The organism is Pseudomonas sp. TH41 (assembly GCF_016650695.1).
In the GTDB taxonomy this organism is placed as follows: domain Bacteria; phylum Pseudomonadota; class Gammaproteobacteria; order Pseudomonadales; family Pseudomonadaceae; genus Aquipseudomonas.
Map to the genome: position 1 here is coordinate 2,886,641 of NZ_JAEKFH010000003.1, position 19,511 is coordinate 2,906,151.

Here is a 19,511-nt window from a genome sequence, read left to right on the forward strand (position 1 = left end):
CAAATTGCCTTCCATTTCGACCATCCGCCCGTCACCGCTGTTAGTCAGGGGACGCGACAGCTATAATCTGCCGCTTTACTCTTTACCAAGACCTTAGCAAAGACCATCACAGACCATGACTGAGTCCGTTCTTGACTACATGACCCGATTGGGTCGCGCTGCCCGCGAGGCTTCTCGCGTCATTGGCCGTGCCAGCACTGCGCAAAAAAACCGCGCGTTGCAGGCGGCTGCCAATGCGCTGGACGCTGCACGCGCCGAGTTGACGGCCGCCAATGAGCTGGACCTCGCGGCGGGACGCGCCAATGGTCTGGAACCTGCCTTGCTGGAACGTCTGGCGCTGACTCCGGCCCGTATCGACGGCATGATCGTGGGGCTGCGTCAGGTCGCGGCATTGCCAGACCCGGTGGGCGCAATCCGCGACATGAGCTACCGGCCGTCGGGGATTCAGGTCGGCAAGATGCGCGTACCGTTGGGTGTGATCGGGATCATTTACGAATCGCGGCCGAACGTGACCATTGATGCGGCCAGCCTGTGCCTGAAGTCGGGTAACGCGACCATCTTGCGTGGCGGTTCCGAGGCGATTCATTCCAACCGTGCCATTGCCGCCTGTATCCAGCGCGGTCTGGCCGAGGCCGGTTTGCCGGCCGCCGTGGTGCAAGTGGTCGAAACCACTGATCGCGCAGCCGTTGGCGCGCTGATCACCATGCCTGAGTACGTCGACGTCATCGTGCCCCGTGGCGGCCGTGGCTTGATCGAACGGGTCAGCCGCGACGCCCGCGTGCCAGTGATCAAGCACCTGGACGGCATTTGCCACGTTTACGTCAGTGCCCACGCCGATCTGCCGAAAGCCCAGCGCATCGCGTTCAACGCCAAGACCTACCGTTATGGCATCTGCGGTGCCATGGAAACCTTGTTGGTGGATCAATCGGTGGCCAAGGATTTCCTGCCGTCGATGGCGGCACAGTTCCGTGAAAAGGGCGTCGAGCTGCGCGGTTGTGAGCGTACCCGCGCGATCATCGATGCCGCAGTGGCCACTGAAGAAGACTGGAGCACTGAGTACCTGGCGCCGATCCTCTCGATCAAAGTCGTCGACGGGCTGGACCAGGCCATCGAACACATCAACACCTATGGCTCCCATCACACGGATTCGATTGTCAGCGAACACCAGGGCGACACCCGGCGTTTTGTGGCTGAAGTCGATTCATCGTCAGTGATGATCAACACGCCGACGTGTTTCGCCGATGGCTTCGAATACGGATTGGGTGCCGAGATTGGCATTTCTACTGATAAGCTGCACGCCCGCGGCCCGGTGGGTCTCGAAGGTCTGACCTGCGAGAAGTACATCGTGGTCGGTGATGGCCAGTTGCGCGGTCAGGAGTCGGTCTGACTTGGGCGACTTAGACCCGTCAGCCCCAGTGACCGCCAGCGAGCAGCAACCCCGCCGCATTGGCGTGCTGGGCGGAACCTTCGATCCGGTGCACATCGGCCATTTGCGCGGTGCGCTGGAAGTCGCCGAATCGCTGGCGCTCGATGAGCTGCGCCTGACACCCAGTGCCAGGCCGCCCCATCGGGATACGCCGCAGGTGTCGGCCAAAGACCGGCTGGCGATGGTCGAGTGTGCGGTGGCCGGCGTGGCACCGTTGGTGGTGGACGCTCGCGAATTGCAGCGGGACAAGCCGTCCTACACCCTCGACACCCTGGAACTGATGCGCGCCGAACTGGCCGCGCAAGACCAGGTTTTTCTACTTTTGGGCTGGGACGCATTTTGCGGCCTGCCCACTTGGCACCGCTGGGAAGAGTTGCTCCAGCATTGCCACATCCTGGTGCTGCAACGCCCGGATGCCGACAGCGAACCGCCGGATGCCTTGCGCAATCTGTTGGCGGCGCGCTCGGTGAGCGACCCGCTGGCCCTCAAAGGGCCGAGTGGACAGATTGCATTCGTCTGGCAGACGCCGCTCGCGGTATCCGCCACCCAGATCCGTCAACTGCTGGCCAGCGGTAAGTCGGTACGTTTCCTGGTGCCCGACGCGGTCCTGGCCTACATCGATGCGCACGGACTTTACCGTGCGTCGAACTGAAAAAGGGCGCGCTTCAAAGCACGAAATGACGTGTATTGAAGCGCCCGAACATACGAGCAAAACGAGTTTTATATGACGAACAAAGACGTAACTAAAGTAAAGCGCAAAGGCACGTTCAAGAGCGCCCCGCTGCCTGAGCCGGTTCTCAGCACCGAGCCCCTGAAGGGTGATGAGCTGGTCAAGGTTGCCGTAGCCGCCCTGGAAGACGTAAAAGGCCAGGACATCCAGGTGATCGACGTTCGTGAAAAGCAGAGCATCACGGACTACATGATCATCGCCACCGGTACCTCCAACCGCCAGATCGGCGCGATGCTGGACAAGGTTCGCGAAGCCGTCAAAGCCCTGGGCGTCAAGCCGCTGGGTGAAGAAGGCAAGGGCGACAGCGATTGGGTGCTGCTGGACATGGATGATGTCATCGTCCACATGATGACCGCCTCGGCTCGTCAGTTTTACGACCTGGAGCGTCTGTGGTCCGGTGCAGAACAGAGCCGTGCTCTGAACGCGGCTCACCACAGCCCGGAAAACACCCATGAGCACTTCATCAAGCTCAACAAAGACCAGCAATAAGGGACCGCTGTGCGACTGCGACTGATCGCCGTCGGTTCACGCATGCCCAAATGGGTGGAAGAAGGCTGGCATGAATATGCCAAGCGTCTTCCGTCCGAGCTGGCGCTGGAACTGGTGGAAATACCGCTCAACACCCGTGGCAAGAACGCCGACGTGGCGCGCTTTATCCGTCAGGAAGGCGAAGCCATGCTGGCCAAGGTCGGCCCGAACGAGCGCGTCGTCACCCTCGAAGTTCATGGCAAGCCCTGGAGCACCGAGCAATTGGCGGTCGAACTCGATCGCTGGCGGCTGGACTCGCGCACGGTGAACTTCATGGTCGGTGGCCCCGAGGGGCTGGCGCCGGAGGTGTGCGCGCGGGCTGATCAGCGCTGGTCGTTATCGCCGTTGACGTTGCCGCACCCGCTGGTGCGGATTCTGATCGGCGAACAGCTGTACCGTGCCTGGACAGTTCTGTCCGGCCACCCTTACCACAAGTAGTTCTGCCCTCATGTCCCAGCCGATCCGCATCAAGGACCACGAGAAAGACGCCCGTCTGGTGCGTGGCCGCGTCGTGTTCGGGGCTATTGCGGTCGTGACGCTGATCGCCGTGCTGATTGCGCGGTTGTATTTCCTCCAGGTGATCCAGTACGAGTACCACTCGACCCTGTCGGAAAACAATCGCGTCCATGTGCAGCCGATTCCGCCGACTCGCGGGCTGATCTTCGACCGCAATGGCGTGGTGGTGGCCGATAACCGGCCCAGCTTCAGCCTGAGCATGACCCGCGAGCGCTCCGGCGACTGGCAGCAAGTGCTCGACGTGATTGTGGAAGTGCTGGAGATGACGCCCGAGGATCGGGTGATCTTTGAGAAACGCATGCGTCAGGGGCGTCGGCCGTTCGAGCCGGTGCCGATCCTGTTCGAGCTGACCGAGGAGCAGATTGCCCGTATCGCGGTGAACCAGTTCCGTCTGCCGGGTGTGGAAGTGGTCGCGCAGCTGGTTCGTCACTACCCGCAGGGCGCGCATTTTGCGCACTCGGTGGGTTACATGGGGCGGATCAACGAGAAAGAGCTGAAGTCGCTCGATCCGGTGAGTTACAGCGGCACCCATCAAATTGGTAAAACCGGCATTGAGCGCTTCTACGAGCCCGAGCTGCACGGTCAGGTGGGTTACGAAGAAGTCGAGACCAACGCTCGGGGCCGCGTGTTGCGGGTGCTCAAGCGTACCGATCCGATTCCCGGCAAGGACATCGTCCTGAGCCTGGACATCAAATTGCAGGAGGCCGCCGAAGCTGCACTCGGTGGGCGTCGTGGCGCCGTGGTAGCGCTGGACCCGAAAACCGGCGAAGTGCTGGCGATGGTCAGTCAGCCGAGTTTCGACCCGAACCTGTTCGTCACCGGCATCAGCTTCAAGGCGTATTCCGAACTGCGCGACTCCATCGACCGGCCACTGTTCAACCGGGTGCTGCGCGGTCTGTACCCGCCGGGTTCGACCATTAAACCGGCGGTGGCGATTGCCGGCCTGGATTCGGGTGTAGTCACCGCGTCGACCCGGGTCTTCGATCCCGGCTACTACATGCTGCCCAATTACGATCACAAATATCGCAACTGGAACCGCACCGGCGACGGCTATGTGGATCTGGACACGGCGATCATGCGGTCCAACGACACCTACTTCTATGACCTGGCCCACAAGCTGGGGATCGATCGGCTGTCGACCTACCTGGGCAAGTTCGGGATCGGCCAGAAGGTTTCCCTGGACATGTTCGAAGAGTCTCCGGGGCTGATGCCGTCCCGGGAGTGGAAGCGTGCAACCCGTCGTCAGGCGTGGTTTCCGGGCGAGACGCTGATTTTGGGGATCGGCCAGGGCTACATGCAGTCGACTCCGCTGCAACTGGCCCAGGCCACGGCGCTGGTGGCCAACAAAGGGGTGTGGAACCGTCCGCACCTGGCAAAGACTGTCGAAGGCGAGAAGCCCAAGGATGAAAATCCGATGCCGGACATCATCCTGCGCGACCCGTCCGACTGGAACAAGGTCAATCACGGTATGCAGCAGGTGATGCACGGTGCCCGGGGGACGGCGCGCAAGGCATCGATCGGCGCGCAATACCGGATTGCCGGCAAAAGTGGTACGGCCCAGGTGGTCGCGATCAAGCAGGGTGAGAAGTACGACCGTTCCAAGGTGCAGGAGCGCCACCGCGACCACGCCTTGTTCGTCGGCTTCGCGCCGGCCGACAACCCTCAAATCGTGGTGTCGGTGATGGTCGAGAACGGCGAGTCCGGTTCCGGTGTCGCCGCGCCTGTGGTGCGGCAAGTCATGGACGCCTGGCTCCTGGACCAGGACGGCCGATTGAAAGCCGAATACGCCAGCCCTATCAGTGCGGAGGCTACGGCCCGTGAAGAGTAATTTCGATCGCATCCTCTCCAGTGAGGATGTGATGCGTCGCCGTGCGACGCTGTTGCAACGCATGCACATCGACGGTCCGTTGCTGATCCTGCTGCTGACCCTCGCCGCCGGCAGCCTGTTCGTGCTGTATTCGGCCAGCGGCAAGAGCTGGGATCTGCTGGCCAAGCAAGCCACTTCGTTCGGCATCGGCCTGGTGTCGATGGTCGTCATTGCCCAGTTCGAACCGCGTTTCATGGCCCGCTGGGTGCCCGTTGGTTATGTGCTCGGCGTGTTGTTGCTGGTGGTGGTGGACGTCATGGGCCACAACGCCATGGGCGCGACGCGCTGGATCAACATTCCCGGGGTGATCCGTTTCCAGCCTTCGGAATTCATGAAGATCCTGATGCCGGCGACCATCGCCTGGTATTTGTCCAAGCGTACGTTGCCACCGCAGCTCAAGCACGTGGGCGTCAGTCTGTTTCTGATCGGTTTGCCCTTCATCCTGATCGTGCGTCAGCCGGACCTCGGCACTTCGCTGCTGATTCTCGCCGGTGGCGCATTCGTATTGTTCATGGGCGGCCTGCGCTGGCGCTGGATTCTCAGCGTGCTAGCCGCTGCCATACCGGTGGCCGTGGCGATGTGGTTTTTCATCATGCACGACTATCAGAAGCAACGAATCCTGACCTTCCTCGACCCTGAAAGCGATCCGCTGGGCACGGGCTGGAACATCATTCAGTCGAAAGCCGCCATCGGCTCCGGCGGCGTGTTCGGTAAAGGCTGGCTGCTGGGAACCCAGTCGCACCTGGACTTCCTGCCGGAAAGCCACACCGACTTCATTATTGCGGTCCTGGGCGAAGAATTCGGCCTGGTGGGCATCTGCGCCTTGCTGCTGATTTACCTGTTGTTGATCGGTCGCGGGCTGGTGATTACCGCCCAGGCCCAGACATTGTTTGGCAAATTGCTGGCTGGCAGCCTGACCATGACGTTTTTTGTTTACGTTTTCGTCAACATCGGTATGGTCAGTGGCCTGTTGCCGGTGGTGGGGGTGCCGTTGCCGTTCATTAGCTACGGAGGAACTTCGCTGGTAACGCTGCTGTCAGCGTTTGGGGTTTTGATGTCGATCCATACCCATCGTAAGTGGATCGCACAGGTTTGAATAAGGTGAAGATTTCAATGCAAGTAATGCGTGGCTGGGCGACTCGAAATGCGCCGTGGGTCGGCCTGGTAAGCATCCTTGGCACTGCGCAGGAAGCGTTGGCCGGCGATTACGAAGGCACACCCCAGGTGGCCGAATTCGTCGGTGAAATGACCCGCGACTACGGTTTTGCCGGTGAACAGCTGATGGGCGTGTTCCGCGAAGCCGAGCGCAAACAGTCGATTCTGGACGCGATCTCGAAACCTGCCGAGCGGGTCAAGCAGTGGAACGAATATCGCCCGATGTTCATCACCGACGCGCGCATCGCCCGTGGTGTCGACTTCTGGCGTCAGCACGAGGCCGTACTGGCCCGCGCTGAACAGGAATACGGCGTGCCGGCTCAGGTAATCGTCTCGATCATCGGCGTTGAGACCTTTTTCGGCCGCAATACCGGCAATTATCGTGTGATCGATGCGTTATCGACCCTTGGTTTCGACTATCCTCCCCGTGCTGATTTCTTCCGCAAGGAATTGCGCGAGTTCCTGCTGCTGGCGCGCGAGGAACAGGTTGACCCGCTGACCCTCAAAGGTTCCTACGCCGGCGCCATGGGCTTGCCGCAATTCATGCCAAGCAGTTTCCGGGCTTATGCGGTGGACTTTGACGGTGACGGCCACATTAATATCTGGACCAATCCGGACGATGCCATCGGCAGCGTCGCCAGTTATTTCAAGCGTCATGGCTGGGTGGCGGGCGAACCGGTGGTCAGCCGCGCCGATGTGCGTGGCGATCAGGTCGATGAAGGGTTGACCGCTGGCATCGAGCCGACTAAAACCGTCGGGGAGTTGCGAGCCTTGGGCTGGTCGAGTCATGATGCGCTGCGCGATGATATGCCAGTTACGGCTTTCCGTCTGGAAGGCGATAATGGCCCCGAATACTGGATGGGCCTGAAGAATTTTTACGCGATCACGCGTTATAACCGCAGTGTGATGTACGCCATGGCGGTCCATCAACTGTCTGAACAGCTGGTCCAAGCACGGGGCGTCAAGTAATGCGGGCATTGCCTATGAATAAACCCCTGAAGCTGATGGCATTCGCCGTGCTGGCAGTGCTGGTCGCCAGTTGTTCGACCAGCCGCTCGCCGACGCAGAAGTCTTCCACCGCCGTGCGCTCTGCACCGGGTCTGGACATCAACCGGGCTCACAAGGACGGCGCACCCTGGTGGGATGTTGACGTCTCGCGCATCCCGGATGCCACGCCGACCCTGCACACCGGTCCTTATAAAGCCAACCCGTACACCGTGCTGGGCAAGACTTACTTCCCGCTGCAAGACTCCAAGACCTACGTCGCCTCGGGCACGGCGTCCTGGTATGGCACCAAGTTCCACGGTCAGAACACCGCCAATGGCGAGGTGTATGACCTATACGGCATGAGCGCTGCTCACAAGACCTTGCCACTGCCAAGTTACGTTCGGGTGACCAACCTGGACAACAACAAAAGCGTGATCCTGCGGGTCAACGACCGTGGGCCGTTCTACTCGGACCGGATCATCGACTTGTCCTATGCCGCCGCCAAAAAGCTCGGTTACGCCGAAATCGGCACCGCCCGGGTCAAGGTCGAGGGCATCGATCCGCAAGCGTATTGGGCACAAAAAGGCCGTCCGGCGCCTTTGATGCTCAACGAGCCGCAAGTCGCGCAGAATAGCGCCCCGATGATTACGGCTTCGGCCGGCAAGATCGAACAATGGACTCCACCGCCGCAGCAACACGCCGCGGCCGTAGTACCGGTGCAGATCGATGCCAAGAAAAACGCTTCGGTACCAGCCTCTGGCCAGTATCTGCAGGTGGGCGCGTTCGCCAACCCGGACGCTGCAGAACTCCTGAGATCGAAGCTCAGCGGGATGGTGAGCGCTCCGGTGTTCATCAGCTCGATCGTGCGCAATCAACAGACCCTGCATCGGGTGCGCCTGGGACCGATCGGTTCTCAGGGTGAAATCCAGCAGGTGCAGAACAGCGTGCGAATGGCCAATCTCGGTTCGCCGAGCCTGGTCACCGCCGAGTAAAACGTAGTACTTGATTGACGGTTCGCTTGCAGTTTGGGGGGTGAACCGGGTTGTTGGCTCGTTGAAGAACAAAAGCCCGGCAAGGGTTCTGAGTGAACAACTGAACACGCGACAGCTCGTTAGAAAGCTGTCTGATTAGTTTTGCCCCTGGGCAGTTTCCATTAGCGATTTCGAGAGACGGATGAACATCACCACCTTTGCCAAACGCCTGTTCCTGTTAGTCCCGCTGCTCCTCTCACCCGCCGCGTTCGCGGTCGAGATGATGCCGTCGCCACCACAACTGGCCGCCAAGGCCTACGTGCTCATGGATGCCAGCAGCGGCAACGTGCTGGTTGAAAACAACGGTGACCAGCGTCTGCCTCCGGCCAGCCTGACCAAGCTGATGACCGCGTACATCGCGACCCTGGAAATCCGTCGTGGCCAGATCGGCGAAAACGACCCGGTCACCGTCAGCGAAAACGCCTGGCGCACCGGCGGTTCGCGGATGTTCATCAAGGTTGGCTCGCAAGTCACTGTCAGCGACTTGCTGCACGGCATCATCATTCAGTCGGGTAACGACGCCAGTGTTGCGCTCTCCGAGCACATCGCCGGCAGCGAAGACGCGTTCGCCGACCTGATGAACAAAACCGTGGCCGACCTGGGCATGACCAACACCCACTTCATGAACCCGACCGGTCTGCCAAACCCTGAGCACTACTCGTCGGCTCACGACATGGCAGTGCTGGCTCGCGCGATCATTCACGAAGACCCGGCTCACTACGCGATCTACTCGCAGAAAGAGTTCTTCTGGAACGGCATCAAGCAACCTAACCGCAACCTGCTGCTGTGGCGCGACAAGACCGTTGATGGTCTGAAAACCGGCCACACCGACGAAGCCGGCTACTGCATGGTGTCTTCGGCCGTGCGTGATGGCATGCGCCTGATCGCCGTGGTGTTCGGCACCAACAGCGAAGTGGCTCGCGCCTCCGAAACCCAGAAGCTGCTGACTTACGGTTTCCGCTTCTTCGAAACCCAGACCTTCTATCAGAAAGGCGCCGAGCTGGCTCAGGCCCCTGTCTGGAAAGGCACCACCAATCAAGTCAAGGCCGGCCTGGCTGAAGACCTGACCATGACCTTGCCAAAAGGCCAGCTGAAAAAGCTTGCTGCCAGCATGACCATGAACCCGCAACTGGTTGCGCCAATCGCCAAGGGCGACGTGATCGGTAAAGTCGAAGTGAAACTGGACGACAAGGTGGTGCACAGCGCTGACCTCATCGCCCTGGACGCTGTCGAGGAGGGTGGTATCTTCCGCCGCATGTGGGATAGCATCCGTCTATTCTTCTACGGCTTGTTCAACTGAATTAGTGTGGACTTGCATGGCCCCGTTCCAGTCCGGAGCGGGGCTATGTTCGTTGCCACGGCTTACGAGGCCGTTACGCCATGACAGATACCGAAGTAAAGGCGCCAAAGATCGAATTCCCCTGCGCGGATTACCCTATTAAGGTGATCGGCGATACCGGCGTGGGCTTCAAGGACAAGATCATTGCAATCCTTGAGAAACACGCGACCGTTGACCACAACACCCTGGCCGAACGCCAGAGCACCAACGGCAAGTACACGACTATCCAATTGCACATCATCGCCACCGGCCAAGAACAGCTGTACGACATCAACAGCGAACTGCGAGCGACCGGTTTCGTGCACATGGTGCTGTGATGTCTGGCACGCTGGGCTTTCGCGAGCTCGGCCAGATGGCTTACGAGCCGGTCTGGCATGCCATGCAGCGCTTCACCAACGAACGCGGCGCTGATGCCGCGGACGAGATATGGCTGGTGGAACACCCACCGGTGTTCACTCAGGGGCAGGCCGGCAAGGCTGAACACCTGTTACTCCCGGGGGATATTCCGGTGGTGCAGGTTGATCGCGGTGGTCAGGTGACTTACCACGGTCCAGGCCAATTGGTGGCTTACCTGTTGCTTGACGTTCGCAAGCTGGGTTTCGGCGTGCGTGACCTGGTCACCCGCATGGAGCTTTGCCTGATCGAGTTGCTGGCCAGCTATGGCGTTACTGCCGCAGCCAAGCCGGATGCGCCGGGTGTCTACGTCGACGGGGCGAAAATTGCTTCACTGGGTCTGCGGATCCGCCACGGTTGTTCCTTTCATGGCCTTGCCTTGAACGTGGATATGGACCTGGAACCGTTTCGACGGATTAATCCCTGCGGCTATGCGGGGCTGGCGATGACCCAGCTGCGCGATCACGCAGGATCGATTGAATTTGCCGAGGTAAGTGCCCGGCTGCGCGCGCAGCTCGTCAAACACCTCGACTATGCTGAGCAGACGACCCTAACGGGCGGAATCGACTGATATGACTACTGATGCAGTGCAAACCATGATCCCGACGCAGGATGTCACTGAGCGTCCGGCCCCGCGTGCGAAGGTTGAAGCCGGCGTCAAGCTGCGCGGCGCCGAGAAGGTTGCACGCATCCCGGTGAAGATCATCCCGACCACCGAATTGCCGAAGAAGCCTGACTGGATTCGCGTACGCATCCCGGTTTCCCCGGAAGTCGACCGCATCAAGGCCCTGTTGCGCAAACACAAGTTGCACAGCGTGTGCGAAGAAGCGTCCTGCCCGAACCTGGGCGAGTGCTTCTCCGGTGGCACCGCGACCTTCATGATCATGGGCGACATCTGCACCCGTCGTTGCCCGTTCTGCGACGTGGGCCACGGTCGTCCGAAGCCACTGGACGTCAACGAGCCGGAAAGCCTGGCCATCGCCATCGCCGACCTGAAACTGAAGTATGTAGTGATCACCTCGGTTGACCGCGACGACCTGCGTGACGGCGGTGCCCAGCATTTTGCCGACTGCATCCGCGAGATCCGCAAGCTGTCGCCGAACGTGCAGCTTGAAACCCTCGTGCCGGATTACCGTGGCCGCATGGACGTCGCGCTGGAAATCACCGCCGCCGAGCCGCCAGATGTGTTCAACCACAACCTGGAAACCGTGCCGCGCCTGTACAAGGCAGCGCGTCCGGGGTCGGATTACCAGTGGTCGCTGACCCTGCTGCAGCGCTTCAAGCAGATGATGCCGCACATTCCGACCAAATCCGGCTTGATGCTGGGTCTGGGCGAGACCGACGAAGAAGTCATCGAAGTCATGAAGCGCATGCGCGAACACGACATCGACATGCTGACCCTGGGCCAGTACCTGCAACCGTCCCGCAGCCACTTGCCGGTCCAGCGCTTCGTGCACCCGGACACCTTCGCCTGGTTTGCCGAGGAAGGTTACAAGATGGGCTTCAAGAACGTCGCTTCCGGCCCGCTGGTACGTTCCTCGTACCATGCCGACGAGCAGGCGAAGCTGGTTAAAGCCGAGCTGATGTCGTCCTGATCCAAGCCTCCCGCAAGGCCTTTGGGCCTTGCGGGCATTTTTTGCCTCGCTGGCGGCAATGACAGTCTTTTCCTGCAACCTGCGGGGCGACTGACCCTCTTCTGTTTGTCCCCGTTCCTGACTACTGTGTGCTTGACGCTTTCACGCAGGGAGATTCATGGATGACCGTTCGACCGACCCACACCCTTTGTCCACACGTTCCTGTACCGGCCTTGCCGCTGGAAGGACTGATCGGCGTCATTGCGCCCGCCGGTCCCGCTTCGCTGGACACCGATAAAGCCATCGCCTGGATGCGCGCTCGCGGTTATTCGCTGCGGATTTTCCCCGGCGTGTATAAGCAGGAAGGCTATCTGGCCGGCAGTGACGATGTGCGGCTCAATGACCTGCACGCAGCGTTCGCCGACAGCGAGGTCGACGCCATCATTTGTCTGCGTGGCGGTTACGGTACGCCACGGTTGCTCGACCGCATTGATTTCGAGTTGCTGCGACGCAACGCCAAGCCGTTCATCGGCTACAGCGACATCACGGCGCTGCATGTGGCGATCAGCCGTTATGCGGGTTTCGTAACCTTTCACGGTCCGCTACTGAACGCTGACCTGCTGGGTGACAAGCAAAAACCAACCGAGTCTTCATTTTTCAACATGCTGCGGGGGCAGGTGAAGGCGGGCAGCGTGCTGACGCACCCGGCGGCCTACCCGTTGACCACCATCGAGCCTGGCATCGCTCACGGGCGCTTGCTGGGGGGCAATCTGTCAATGATTGCCACGACCCTGGGCACGCCTTACGAGATTGATGCCGAAGGCGTCATTCTGTTTATCGAGGACATCAACGAGCCGCTCTATCGCATCGACCGGTTGCTGACGCATCTGCGCCTGGCAGGGACGTTGGGCAAGCTGCGTGGGGTTCTGGTGGGGGATGTGGCAGGGGTTGAAACGGCGGCGTTGGAGCGACTGCTCAAGCAAACCTTCGAATCGTTGCGAATTCCGGTGTTGGCCGGGTGGCGCAGCGGGCATTGCGATCCGAACCTGACGTTGCCGATGGGGGCGTTGGTCAGATTGGATGCGGGGAAAAAAGAGTTGGTGTTGGAGCAGGATGTTGTAATCAAGTAATAGGGTTGACGCAAAAAGATCGCAGCCTTCGGCAGCTCCTACAGGGTTTTGTGTGCGCCTGTAGGAGCTGCCGAAGGCTGCGATCTTTTGCTTCTAGCGGCTACGAAGTCCTTCGAGCAACTTGTGCGTCGGATATCCATCCGCCGGCCAGCCAAACGACTGCTGGGCGCTGCGGATGGCCTTGCGGGTATTGGCGCCGATGATCCCGTCGGGATTGCCCGCGTCGTAGTTCCGGGCACTCAGCAAGCTCTGCAGTTCGATCCGCTCGGTACGGCTCAACGGCAAATCATCTTTGGGCCATGTGCCACTGATCAATCCAGCATCATTGAAACGCTCGGACAACAGACTCACGGCCAATGCATAGGACGACGAATTGTTGTACTTGAGGATCGCGCGGAAGTTGTCGAGGACCAGGAATGCCGGGCCACGGTAACCGGCCGGCAGCAGCAGGGCGGCTGACAGGTGTTCGGACCCTGCCGGAACCTGAGCGCCGTTGGGCACCGAGATGCCCAGTTGCTGCCATTCGGCGACGCTCTTGCGAATCGTGCCGTCGGCCAACATGTAATTGAAACTGCCCGGCAACTGAACTTCAAAGCCCCACGGCTGGCCTTTCTGCCAGCCGGAGCTTTGCAGGTAATGCGCGGTCGAGGCCAGGGCGTCGGCGGGGCTGCCCCAGATGTCGCGGCGACCGTCGCCATCGAAATCCACGGCGTCGGTGTTGTAGGTGGTCGGGATGAACTGGGTCTGGCCCATGGCGCCGGCCCAGGAACCGAGCATTTTTTCAGGTTCGATGTCGCCCTGTTGCAGGATCTGCAGGGCGGCAATCAATTGCGCGTGGGCGAACCCGGGACGACGGCCTTCGTAGGCGAGGGTCGCCAGGGAGTTGATCACCGACTTGTTGCCCTGGAACTGACCGAAGTTACTCTCCATGCCCCATACCGCAACCAATGCCTGGCGATCGACGCCATAACGCTGCTCGATACGTTGCAGGGTGTCGGCGTACTGGCTAATCAGCGCCTGACCTTTGCGCACCCGCAACGGCGACAGGGCGCCGTCGAGGTATTCCCACACCGGACGGGAGAACTCCGGTTGGCTGCGATCGGCATTAATCACGCTCGGGTCGAAGCTGACATTGGCGAAAGCGCGGTCGAACAGGTCCGCGCGAATGCCGGCGGCCAGTGCGTCCTTACGAAACCCCGCCTGCCATTCGGCAAAGGTCTGGGTCGGCTGGATGTCGAGGTTTTCACCGGTCGGCACCACGGGCGGAATGACCGCAGGGGCTGTCGCGACGGGGAGGGTCTGAAGCGGCTGGGCGTCAGCGGCGGTCGGTTTTTCCGCGCAGGCGACAAGCAAAATGAGGCTGGAGGCAGCGATCAGTTGGCGCAGGTGCCAACGACGGGAAAGACAAAGGGGCATGCACGGGTCCAGGGAAAACGAATCAGGTGCAGACCTTAACATGTTGAGCGAACGCCTGCCTTTTCAGGCTGCCAGAAAGTAAGAAGCCTCCCAGCTATTAGACTGGAAGGCTTCGCGGCGGTAGCTGCCTTTGCCCTTGCCGGCTCGTTCCTGACGGCTGCGGAACAGTGGCTGGGCGATGATGGATTTGGCCTTGTTGGGGCCATTTTTGGATGGCTTTTTGCTCATGAGGATTCCCGCAAGTGAGTGGGTTTTGCGGGGCAAATAATCTGCCGAAGTCGGGGTTCTGTCTATAGGGCCAATGGATGTGTTTTGTGTAGGAAGCAAGATCAAAAGATCGCAGCCTGCGACAGCTCCTACAGGGGATTGCATTCTCATGTAGGAGCTGCCGCAGGCTGCGATCTTTTGATCTATTCGGCGGGCAAGTTAAGGCGCTGACCGGCCATCAACAACGACAACCGGCTCAGGCTCATCCACGGCGAGCCCGCGGCCTGGCCCTTGATCTGCGCATCGATGCGCTGAGCTTCCAGTAACAACTGCGCCCAGCGTTGCGCCGAATAGCGTTGCAGGGCTTTGCTCATCAGTGGTTTGCGTTTATCCCAGACCGGCGGTCGGGCCTGGCTGAAGGCTTTGTCCAGCGGCACACCTTGGCTGTATTGCAGTGACAGGTTGGCCAGCAGCCGCAGTTCACGGGCCAGGGCCCAAAGAATCACCGGCGGTTCGACGCCTTCGCCCCGCAGCCCTTCGAGCATGCGCAGGGCATGGGCCGCTTCGCCGTTTAGAATGGCATCGGTCAGCCCGAAAACATCGAAGCGCGCACTGTCAGCCACTGCTGCCTGCACCGTTTCGACGGTGATCTGACCGCCTTCGGCCATCAGCTTGAGTTTTTCGATTTCCTGGGCGGCGGCCAGCAGGTTGCCCTCAACCCGTGCGGCGATCAATTCGACGGCGTCCTGGCTGGCGGAAAGCCCGGCCTGGGACAGCCGTTGACGGATCCAGCTTGGCAACTGGTTGGCGTCTACCGGCCAGATCTGCACGAACTGGGTCTGCTGGCCTTCGACCAGGGCCTTGCCCCATTTGGTTTTTTGCGCACTGCCGTCAAGTTTCGGCAGGCTGATCAGCAACACCGTGTCTTCGGCTGGTCGCGAGCAGTACTCGATAAACGCAGCGGCGCCTTTGTCACCGGGTTTGCCAGAGGGTAAGCGCAGTTCCAGCAGACGCTTTTCGGCGAACAACGACATGCTCGCACCCGCTTGCAGCAACGTACCCCAGTCGAAACTGGCATCGGCGGCAAATACCTGGCGTTCGTCGAAACCCTGTTGGCGGGCGGCGGCACGAATGGCGTCAGCGGCTTCCTGGCACAGCAAGGGGTCATCGCCACTGATGATGTAGACGGGCGCAAGGGCACCTTGCAGGTGTTTGGCGAGTTGGGCGGGGGCGAGTTTCATAAGAGAGGGTGAACGGGGCGCCTGAGCGCCCCGTAAACCTTACTGCTTCGGCAGTTGGACTGGCGACTGACGCGGAGTATTCGCTTCAGCCTTCTGCGCCGCTTCCAGCGCCGCGGCGTCAGCCTTGGCCCTGGCTTCGGCAGTCTGCTGCAGTTGATCCAGCTGGGTCGGCGAGAGCTGTTGCAAGCGCAGCATCATGCGCTGAATCAGTTCACGACGTGTTTCGGTGCGGGCAGTGACGGCTTCCTGATCGGAGCCGACCAGATTGTTGCCGTCATGGATAAAGATTTTCTGCACTTCAAGCTTGTCGCTCATCAGTGGCAGGTCGTGGGCACCACGAATGTCGTAGTTCAGCACCGTGGTGACCTGATACTCGCCAGTACGGCCGGCACCGGCATAGCTGAGGATGCGCTGGTTTTCCTGCTCGTCAGTCAGCACCAGTTTGTAGGGGGCGCCGGTGTAAACCTTAACGCCGCTGCCTTCCAGCACCTGGCGCAATTGGATCACGGTTTCGCCGTAGGCGTTGCGGGCGCTGACGTCGAGTTCCTTGATCGCCAGTTCGGTGGTGCCGGTGCCGCGCAGCTGGAACCCGCAGGCGCTCAGCAGTACGGCGAGACCCATCACCAGCAAATTGCGTTTGATCATCTTGTTGCTCCCCTTGAAACCAGGTGGGCCGATCATGCGGCCCGAAAGGTCTTACTCTGCGCCGGGTATGACCTGGCGCCTGATCCAATTTAGCTGGCGACGATATTGACCAGTTTCCCGGGCACTACGATCACTTTACGAATAGTCAGGCCGTCGACAAAGCGCAGCACGTTTTCGTTGGCGCGTGCGGCGGCTTCGACTTCTTCGCGGCTGGCGCTGGCCGGCATTTCGATGTGCCCGCGCAGTTTGCCATTCACTTGAATGACAAGCTGCAGGCTGTCCTGCACCAGCGCGCTGTCGTCCAGCACCGGCCAGCCTGCGTCGATCACCGGGTCTGCATAACCCAGTTGATTCCACAGTTCGTGGCTGATGTGCGGGGTGATCGGTGCCAGCAACAGGGTCACGGTTTCCAGACCTTCGTGAATCAGGGCGCGATCCTGTTCGGTGCCTTGCGGGGCTTTTTCCAGGACGTTCATCAACGTCATCACCTGGGCGATGGCGGTGTTGAATTTGTGGTTCTGGCCGACGTCGTGGCTGGCCTGCTTGATGGCCTGGTGGATCGAACGCCGGATGGCTTTCTGCTCGTCGGTCAGGCTGGCGACGTCCAGTTTGCCCGGCAGGCCCTGAGTGACGTGCGCTTGAGCCAGACGCCAGACGCGCTTGAGGAAGCGGTGCGAACCTTCTACTCCGGAGTCGGACCATTCCGCGCTCATGTCAGGCGGCGAGGCGAACATCATGAACAGGCGGCAGGTGTCTGCGCCGAACTGGTCAATCATCGACTGCGGGTCAACGCCGTTGTTCTTTGACTTGGCCATCTTCTCGGTGCCACCGATTTCCACCGGCAGGCCGTCTGCGATCAGCTTGGCGCTAATGACCTTGGCCTTGCTGTCGCGTTCGAGTTCGACGTCCGCCGGGTTGAACCACGTGTAGGCACCATTGGCTTCGCGACGATAGTAAGTCTCGGCGATCACCATGCCTTGGGTCAGCAGGTTCTTGAACGGCTCGTTGGAGCTCACCAGGCCTTCGTCACGCATCAGCTTGTGGAAGAAGCGCGCGTACAGCAGGTGAAGAATGGCGTGTTCGATACCGCCGATGTACTGATCCACCGGCAACCAATGGTCGGCCGCCGATTTTTCCACCAGGCCGCCTTCATAGTGCGGCGAGGCGTAACGGGCGTAGTACCACGAGGACTCGACGAAGGTGTCCATGGTGTCGGTTTCACGCTTGGCAGGCTGGCCGCATTTCGGGCAGCTGCACTCGTAGAACTCGGGCATGCGCGCCAGAGGCGAACCGGCGCCATCCGGTACGACGTCTTCCGGCAGTACGACTGGCAGTTGATCTTCCGGGACCGGCACATCACCGCAGGTGTCGCAGTGGACGATCGGGATCGGGCAGCCCCAGTAGCGCTGACGGCTGATGCCCCAGTCGCGCAGGCGGAACTGGGTGCGCGAGGCGCCCAGGTTTTTCTTGATCAGCGCGACTTCCATGGCGTCAAAGGCGCCTTCGAAGTCCAGGCCATCGAACTCGCCGGAATTGATCAGCGTGCCATGCTCGCCGTAAGCATCCTGCCAAGGCGCCGGGTTAGTGTCACCGGAACTGGTGCGCACCACCGACTTGATGGGCAGGTTGTACTTGGTGGCGAACTCGAAATCACGTTCGTCGTGCGCCGGAACCGCCATGACCGCGCCGTCGCCGTAGTGCATCAGTACGTAATTGGCGACCCATACCGGGAGTTTCTCACCGGTCAATGGGTGCTCGACGAACAGCGAGGTCGGCAGACCTTTTTTCTCTTGTGTGGCGACGTCGGCTTCAGCGACGCTGCCGCCCTTGCATTCAGCGATGAACGCTTGCAGCTCAGGGTTGTTCTGCGCAGCCAGGGTGGCCAGATGGTGTTCGGCGGCCACGGCGACGTAAGTCGCGCCCATCAGGGTGTCCGGACGGGTGGTAAAGACTTTCATTGCGCCGGTTTCGCCGATGGAGTCGACGTCGTACGGGAACTGCACTTCCATCCCGCGGGATTTGCCGATCCAGTTGCGCTGCATGGTCTTGACCTGTTCAGGCCAGCCCGTCAGGTCGTCGAGGCTCTCCAGCAGTTCATCCGCGTAGGCGGTGATCTTGAAGTAGTACATCGGGATTTCGCGCTTCTCGATCAGCGCGCCGGAACGCCAGCCGCGACCGTCGATCACCTGTTCGTTGGCCAGGACGGTCTGGTCGACCGGGTCCCAGTTCACGGTGCCGCTTTTTTTGTAGATCACACCTTTTTCGAACAGGCGAGTGAACAGCCATTGTTCCCAGCGGTAGTAATCCGGCTTGCAGGTGGTCACTTCACGTGACCAGTCCACCGCCAGGCCCAGGCTGCGCAGCTGGGTTTTCATGTAGGCGATGTTTTCGTAGGTCCATTTGGCGGGCGCTACGTTGTTTTTCATCGCGGCGTTTTCCGCCGGCATGCCAAAGGCGTCCCAACCCATGGGTTGCAGGACGTTTTTGCCTTGCATGCGCTGATAGCGGGAGATCACGTCGCCGATGGTGTAGTTGCGCACGTGCCCCATGTGTAGCTTGCCGCTGGGGTAAGGGAACATCGACAGGCAGTAGAACGTCTCCTTGCCTGGCTGTTCACTGACTTCAAAGGACTTTTGCTCGTCCCAGAACGACTGGGCGGCGGCTTCGATTTCACGGGGCTGATATTGTTCGTGCATGGCTACTTTTGAACTGAATAGGGGTGGCCTAATCCTCTTCGATGCAACGCTGGGCGATGATCACGCCGAATCGGCGTTTCGCTGCCCAGACAAGCTGGAAGTGGAGTTACAGGAAGCGCCGTAGCATACATGACCGCACTCTACCGAGGGAAACCCTGATTACTGTCGGGGCCCCCCCGAAACGGGCTGCGAGGGCCGTTGGTCGCGGCGTCCAGCCGGTTTGTTCAGCGAAGCTAAGCTCTAAATGGGGAGTAAGTCTTATCTTCAATGAGGTGAGGGATGGTTGAGTCACGGGAAAAAGTTACAAAACCGGAGCTGTACGAAAGACTGATCGATCGGCTGGGAATGGCCCTGGACGCGGCAAAAACCGCTGGCCAGCTGCGTGACGAACGTCCTCTTGAGCTGGAACTGCGTGGTTTGAGCCCCGCTGAGTATGCACTGGTCAAGGCGTATCTGGATCGCAGTGAACGTGAAACACACGGATGCTTGTCAGAAGCAGTGAAGCAACTCGACGCACCACGTTCAGCCAAGATCATCTGGCTTAAGGACAAGACTCCCGGCAGAGACGCGGTAAAGGTCCGGTCTCTGCAATTCAAGTAAGGGCACTTGAAGCTAAAGCCATGACTGATG

Annotated in this window: 19 protein-coding genes; 14 read left to right on the forward strand and 5 right to left on the reverse strand. The window is 60.3% G+C overall.

Going from position 1 to position 19,511, the window contains the following annotated elements; genetic code table 11:
• Positions 1-115: 115 nt before the first annotated feature.
• The 13 genes from JFU37_RS15870 to JFU37_RS15930 all read left to right on the forward strand — a co-directional run bounded on the left by JFU37_RS15870 (position 116) and on the right by JFU37_RS15930 (position 12,676).
• The gene (locus JFU37_RS15870) at positions 116-1,387 is read left to right on the forward strand and encodes a glutamate-5-semialdehyde dehydrogenase (protein WP_201116116.1); all 1,272 of its coding nucleotides are present in this window, start codon (positions 116-118) and stop codon (positions 1,385-1,387) included.
• A gap of 1 nt (position 1,388) precedes the next feature.
• Entirely contained in the window at positions 1,389-2,078 is a 690-nt protein-coding gene (gene nadD, locus JFU37_RS15875; RefSeq protein ID WP_201116117.1) for a nicotinate-nucleotide adenylyltransferase, read from the forward strand.
• 72 nt (positions 2,079-2,150) lie between these two features.
• Positions 2,151-2,645, forward strand: a complete 495-nt coding sequence (gene rsfS, locus JFU37_RS15880) for a ribosome silencing factor (protein ID WP_201116118.1) — start codon at positions 2,151-2,153, stop codon at positions 2,643-2,645.
• A 9-nt stretch (positions 2,646-2,654) separates the two neighbouring features.
• A complete protein-coding gene (gene rlmH, locus JFU37_RS15885; RefSeq protein ID WP_007937439.1) occupies positions 2,655-3,122 on the forward strand; it encodes a 23S rRNA (pseudouridine(1915)-N(3))-methyltransferase RlmH in 468 nt (155 codons plus the stop codon).
• A 10-nt stretch (positions 3,123-3,132) separates the two neighbouring features.
• Positions 3,133-5,028, forward strand: a complete 1,896-nt coding sequence (mrdA, locus tag JFU37_RS15890; RefSeq protein ID WP_201116119.1) for a penicillin-binding protein 2 — start codon at positions 3,133-3,135, stop codon at positions 5,026-5,028.
• A 31-nt stretch (positions 5,029-5,059) separates the two neighbouring features.
• Positions 5,060-6,163: a rod shape-determining protein RodA gene (gene rodA, locus JFU37_RS15895; protein WP_201116513.1), complete on the forward strand. Its 1,104-nt coding sequence runs from the start codon at positions 5,060-5,062 to the stop codon at positions 6,161-6,163.
• 17 nt (positions 6,164-6,180) lie between these two features.
• A complete protein-coding gene (gene mltB, locus JFU37_RS15900) occupies positions 6,181-7,191 on the forward strand; it encodes a lytic murein transglycosylase B (RefSeq protein ID WP_201116121.1) in 1,011 nt (336 codons plus the stop codon).
• A complete protein-coding gene (locus JFU37_RS15905; RefSeq protein WP_201116123.1) occupies positions 7,191-8,201 on the forward strand; it encodes a septal ring lytic transglycosylase RlpA family protein in 1,011 nt (336 codons plus the stop codon). The genes mltB and JFU37_RS15905 overlap by 1 nt, the downstream gene beginning before the upstream one ends.
• Before the next feature lie 181 nt (positions 8,202-8,382).
• On the forward strand, positions 8,383-9,540 hold the full coding sequence (locus JFU37_RS15910) for a D-alanyl-D-alanine carboxypeptidase family protein (protein ID WP_201116124.1): 1,158 nt from the start codon (positions 8,383-8,385) through the stop codon (positions 9,538-9,540).
• A gap of 80 nt (positions 9,541-9,620) precedes the next feature.
• Positions 9,621-9,896, forward strand: coding sequence for a DUF493 domain-containing protein (locus JFU37_RS15915; RefSeq protein WP_201116125.1), 276 nt, complete (start codon positions 9,621-9,623; stop codon positions 9,894-9,896).
• Positions 9,896-10,543 (forward strand): lipoyl(octanoyl) transferase LipB, encoded by a 648-nt coding sequence (gene lipB / locus JFU37_RS15920; protein WP_201116126.1) that lies wholly within the window; start codon positions 9,896-9,898, stop codon positions 10,541-10,543. The genes JFU37_RS15915 and lipB overlap by 1 nt, the downstream gene beginning before the upstream one ends.
• 1 nt (position 10,544) lies before the next feature.
• Positions 10,545-11,567: a lipoyl synthase gene (gene lipA / locus JFU37_RS15925; RefSeq protein ID WP_410017333.1), complete on the forward strand. Its 1,023-nt coding sequence runs from the start codon at positions 10,545-10,547 to the stop codon at positions 11,565-11,567.
• Positions 11,568-11,728: 161 nt separating this feature from the next.
• Positions 11,729-12,676, forward strand: a complete 948-nt coding sequence (locus tag JFU37_RS15930) for a S66 peptidase family protein (RefSeq protein WP_201116127.1) — start codon at positions 11,729-11,731, stop codon at positions 12,674-12,676.
• Positions 12,677-12,769: 93 nt separating this feature from the next.
• Here the strand turns inward: JFU37_RS15930 and JFU37_RS15935 are convergent, their stop codons facing one another.
• The 5 genes from JFU37_RS15935 to leuS all read right to left on the reverse strand — a co-directional run bounded on the left by JFU37_RS15935 (position 12,770) and on the right by leuS (position 18,881).
• The gene (locus JFU37_RS15935; protein ID WP_201116128.1) at positions 12,770-14,092 is read right to left on the reverse strand and encodes a lytic murein transglycosylase; all 1,323 of its coding nucleotides are present in this window, start codon (positions 14,090-14,092) and stop codon (positions 12,770-12,772) included.
• A gap of 63 nt (positions 14,093-14,155) precedes the next feature.
• Complete coding sequence (gene arfA / locus JFU37_RS15940) at positions 14,156-14,320, reverse strand: alternative ribosome rescue factor ArfA (protein ID WP_094470475.1); 165 nt, start codon at positions 14,318-14,320, stop codon at positions 14,156-14,158.
• A gap of 182 nt (positions 14,321-14,502) precedes the next feature.
• The gene (gene holA, locus JFU37_RS15945) at positions 14,503-15,540 is read right to left on the reverse strand and encodes a DNA polymerase III subunit delta (protein WP_201116129.1); all 1,038 of its coding nucleotides are present in this window, start codon (positions 15,538-15,540) and stop codon (positions 14,503-14,505) included.
• 39 nt (positions 15,541-15,579) lie between these two features.
• A complete protein-coding gene (locus tag JFU37_RS15950; RefSeq protein ID WP_201116130.1) occupies positions 15,580-16,185 on the reverse strand; it encodes an LPS-assembly lipoprotein LptE in 606 nt (201 codons plus the stop codon).
• 89 nt (positions 16,186-16,274) lie between these two features.
• Entirely contained in the window at positions 16,275-18,881 is a 2,607-nt protein-coding gene (leuS, locus tag JFU37_RS15955; protein WP_201116131.1) for a leucine--tRNA ligase, read from the reverse strand.
• A 279-nt stretch (positions 18,882-19,160) separates the two neighbouring features.
• On the opposite strand from leuS, the gene JFU37_RS15960 reads away from it, so the two are divergent.
• Positions 19,161-19,481, forward strand: coding sequence for a hypothetical protein (locus tag JFU37_RS15960; RefSeq protein ID WP_201116132.1), 321 nt, complete (start codon positions 19,161-19,163; stop codon positions 19,479-19,481).
• The last annotated feature ends 30 nt before the right edge of the window (positions 19,482-19,511 follow it).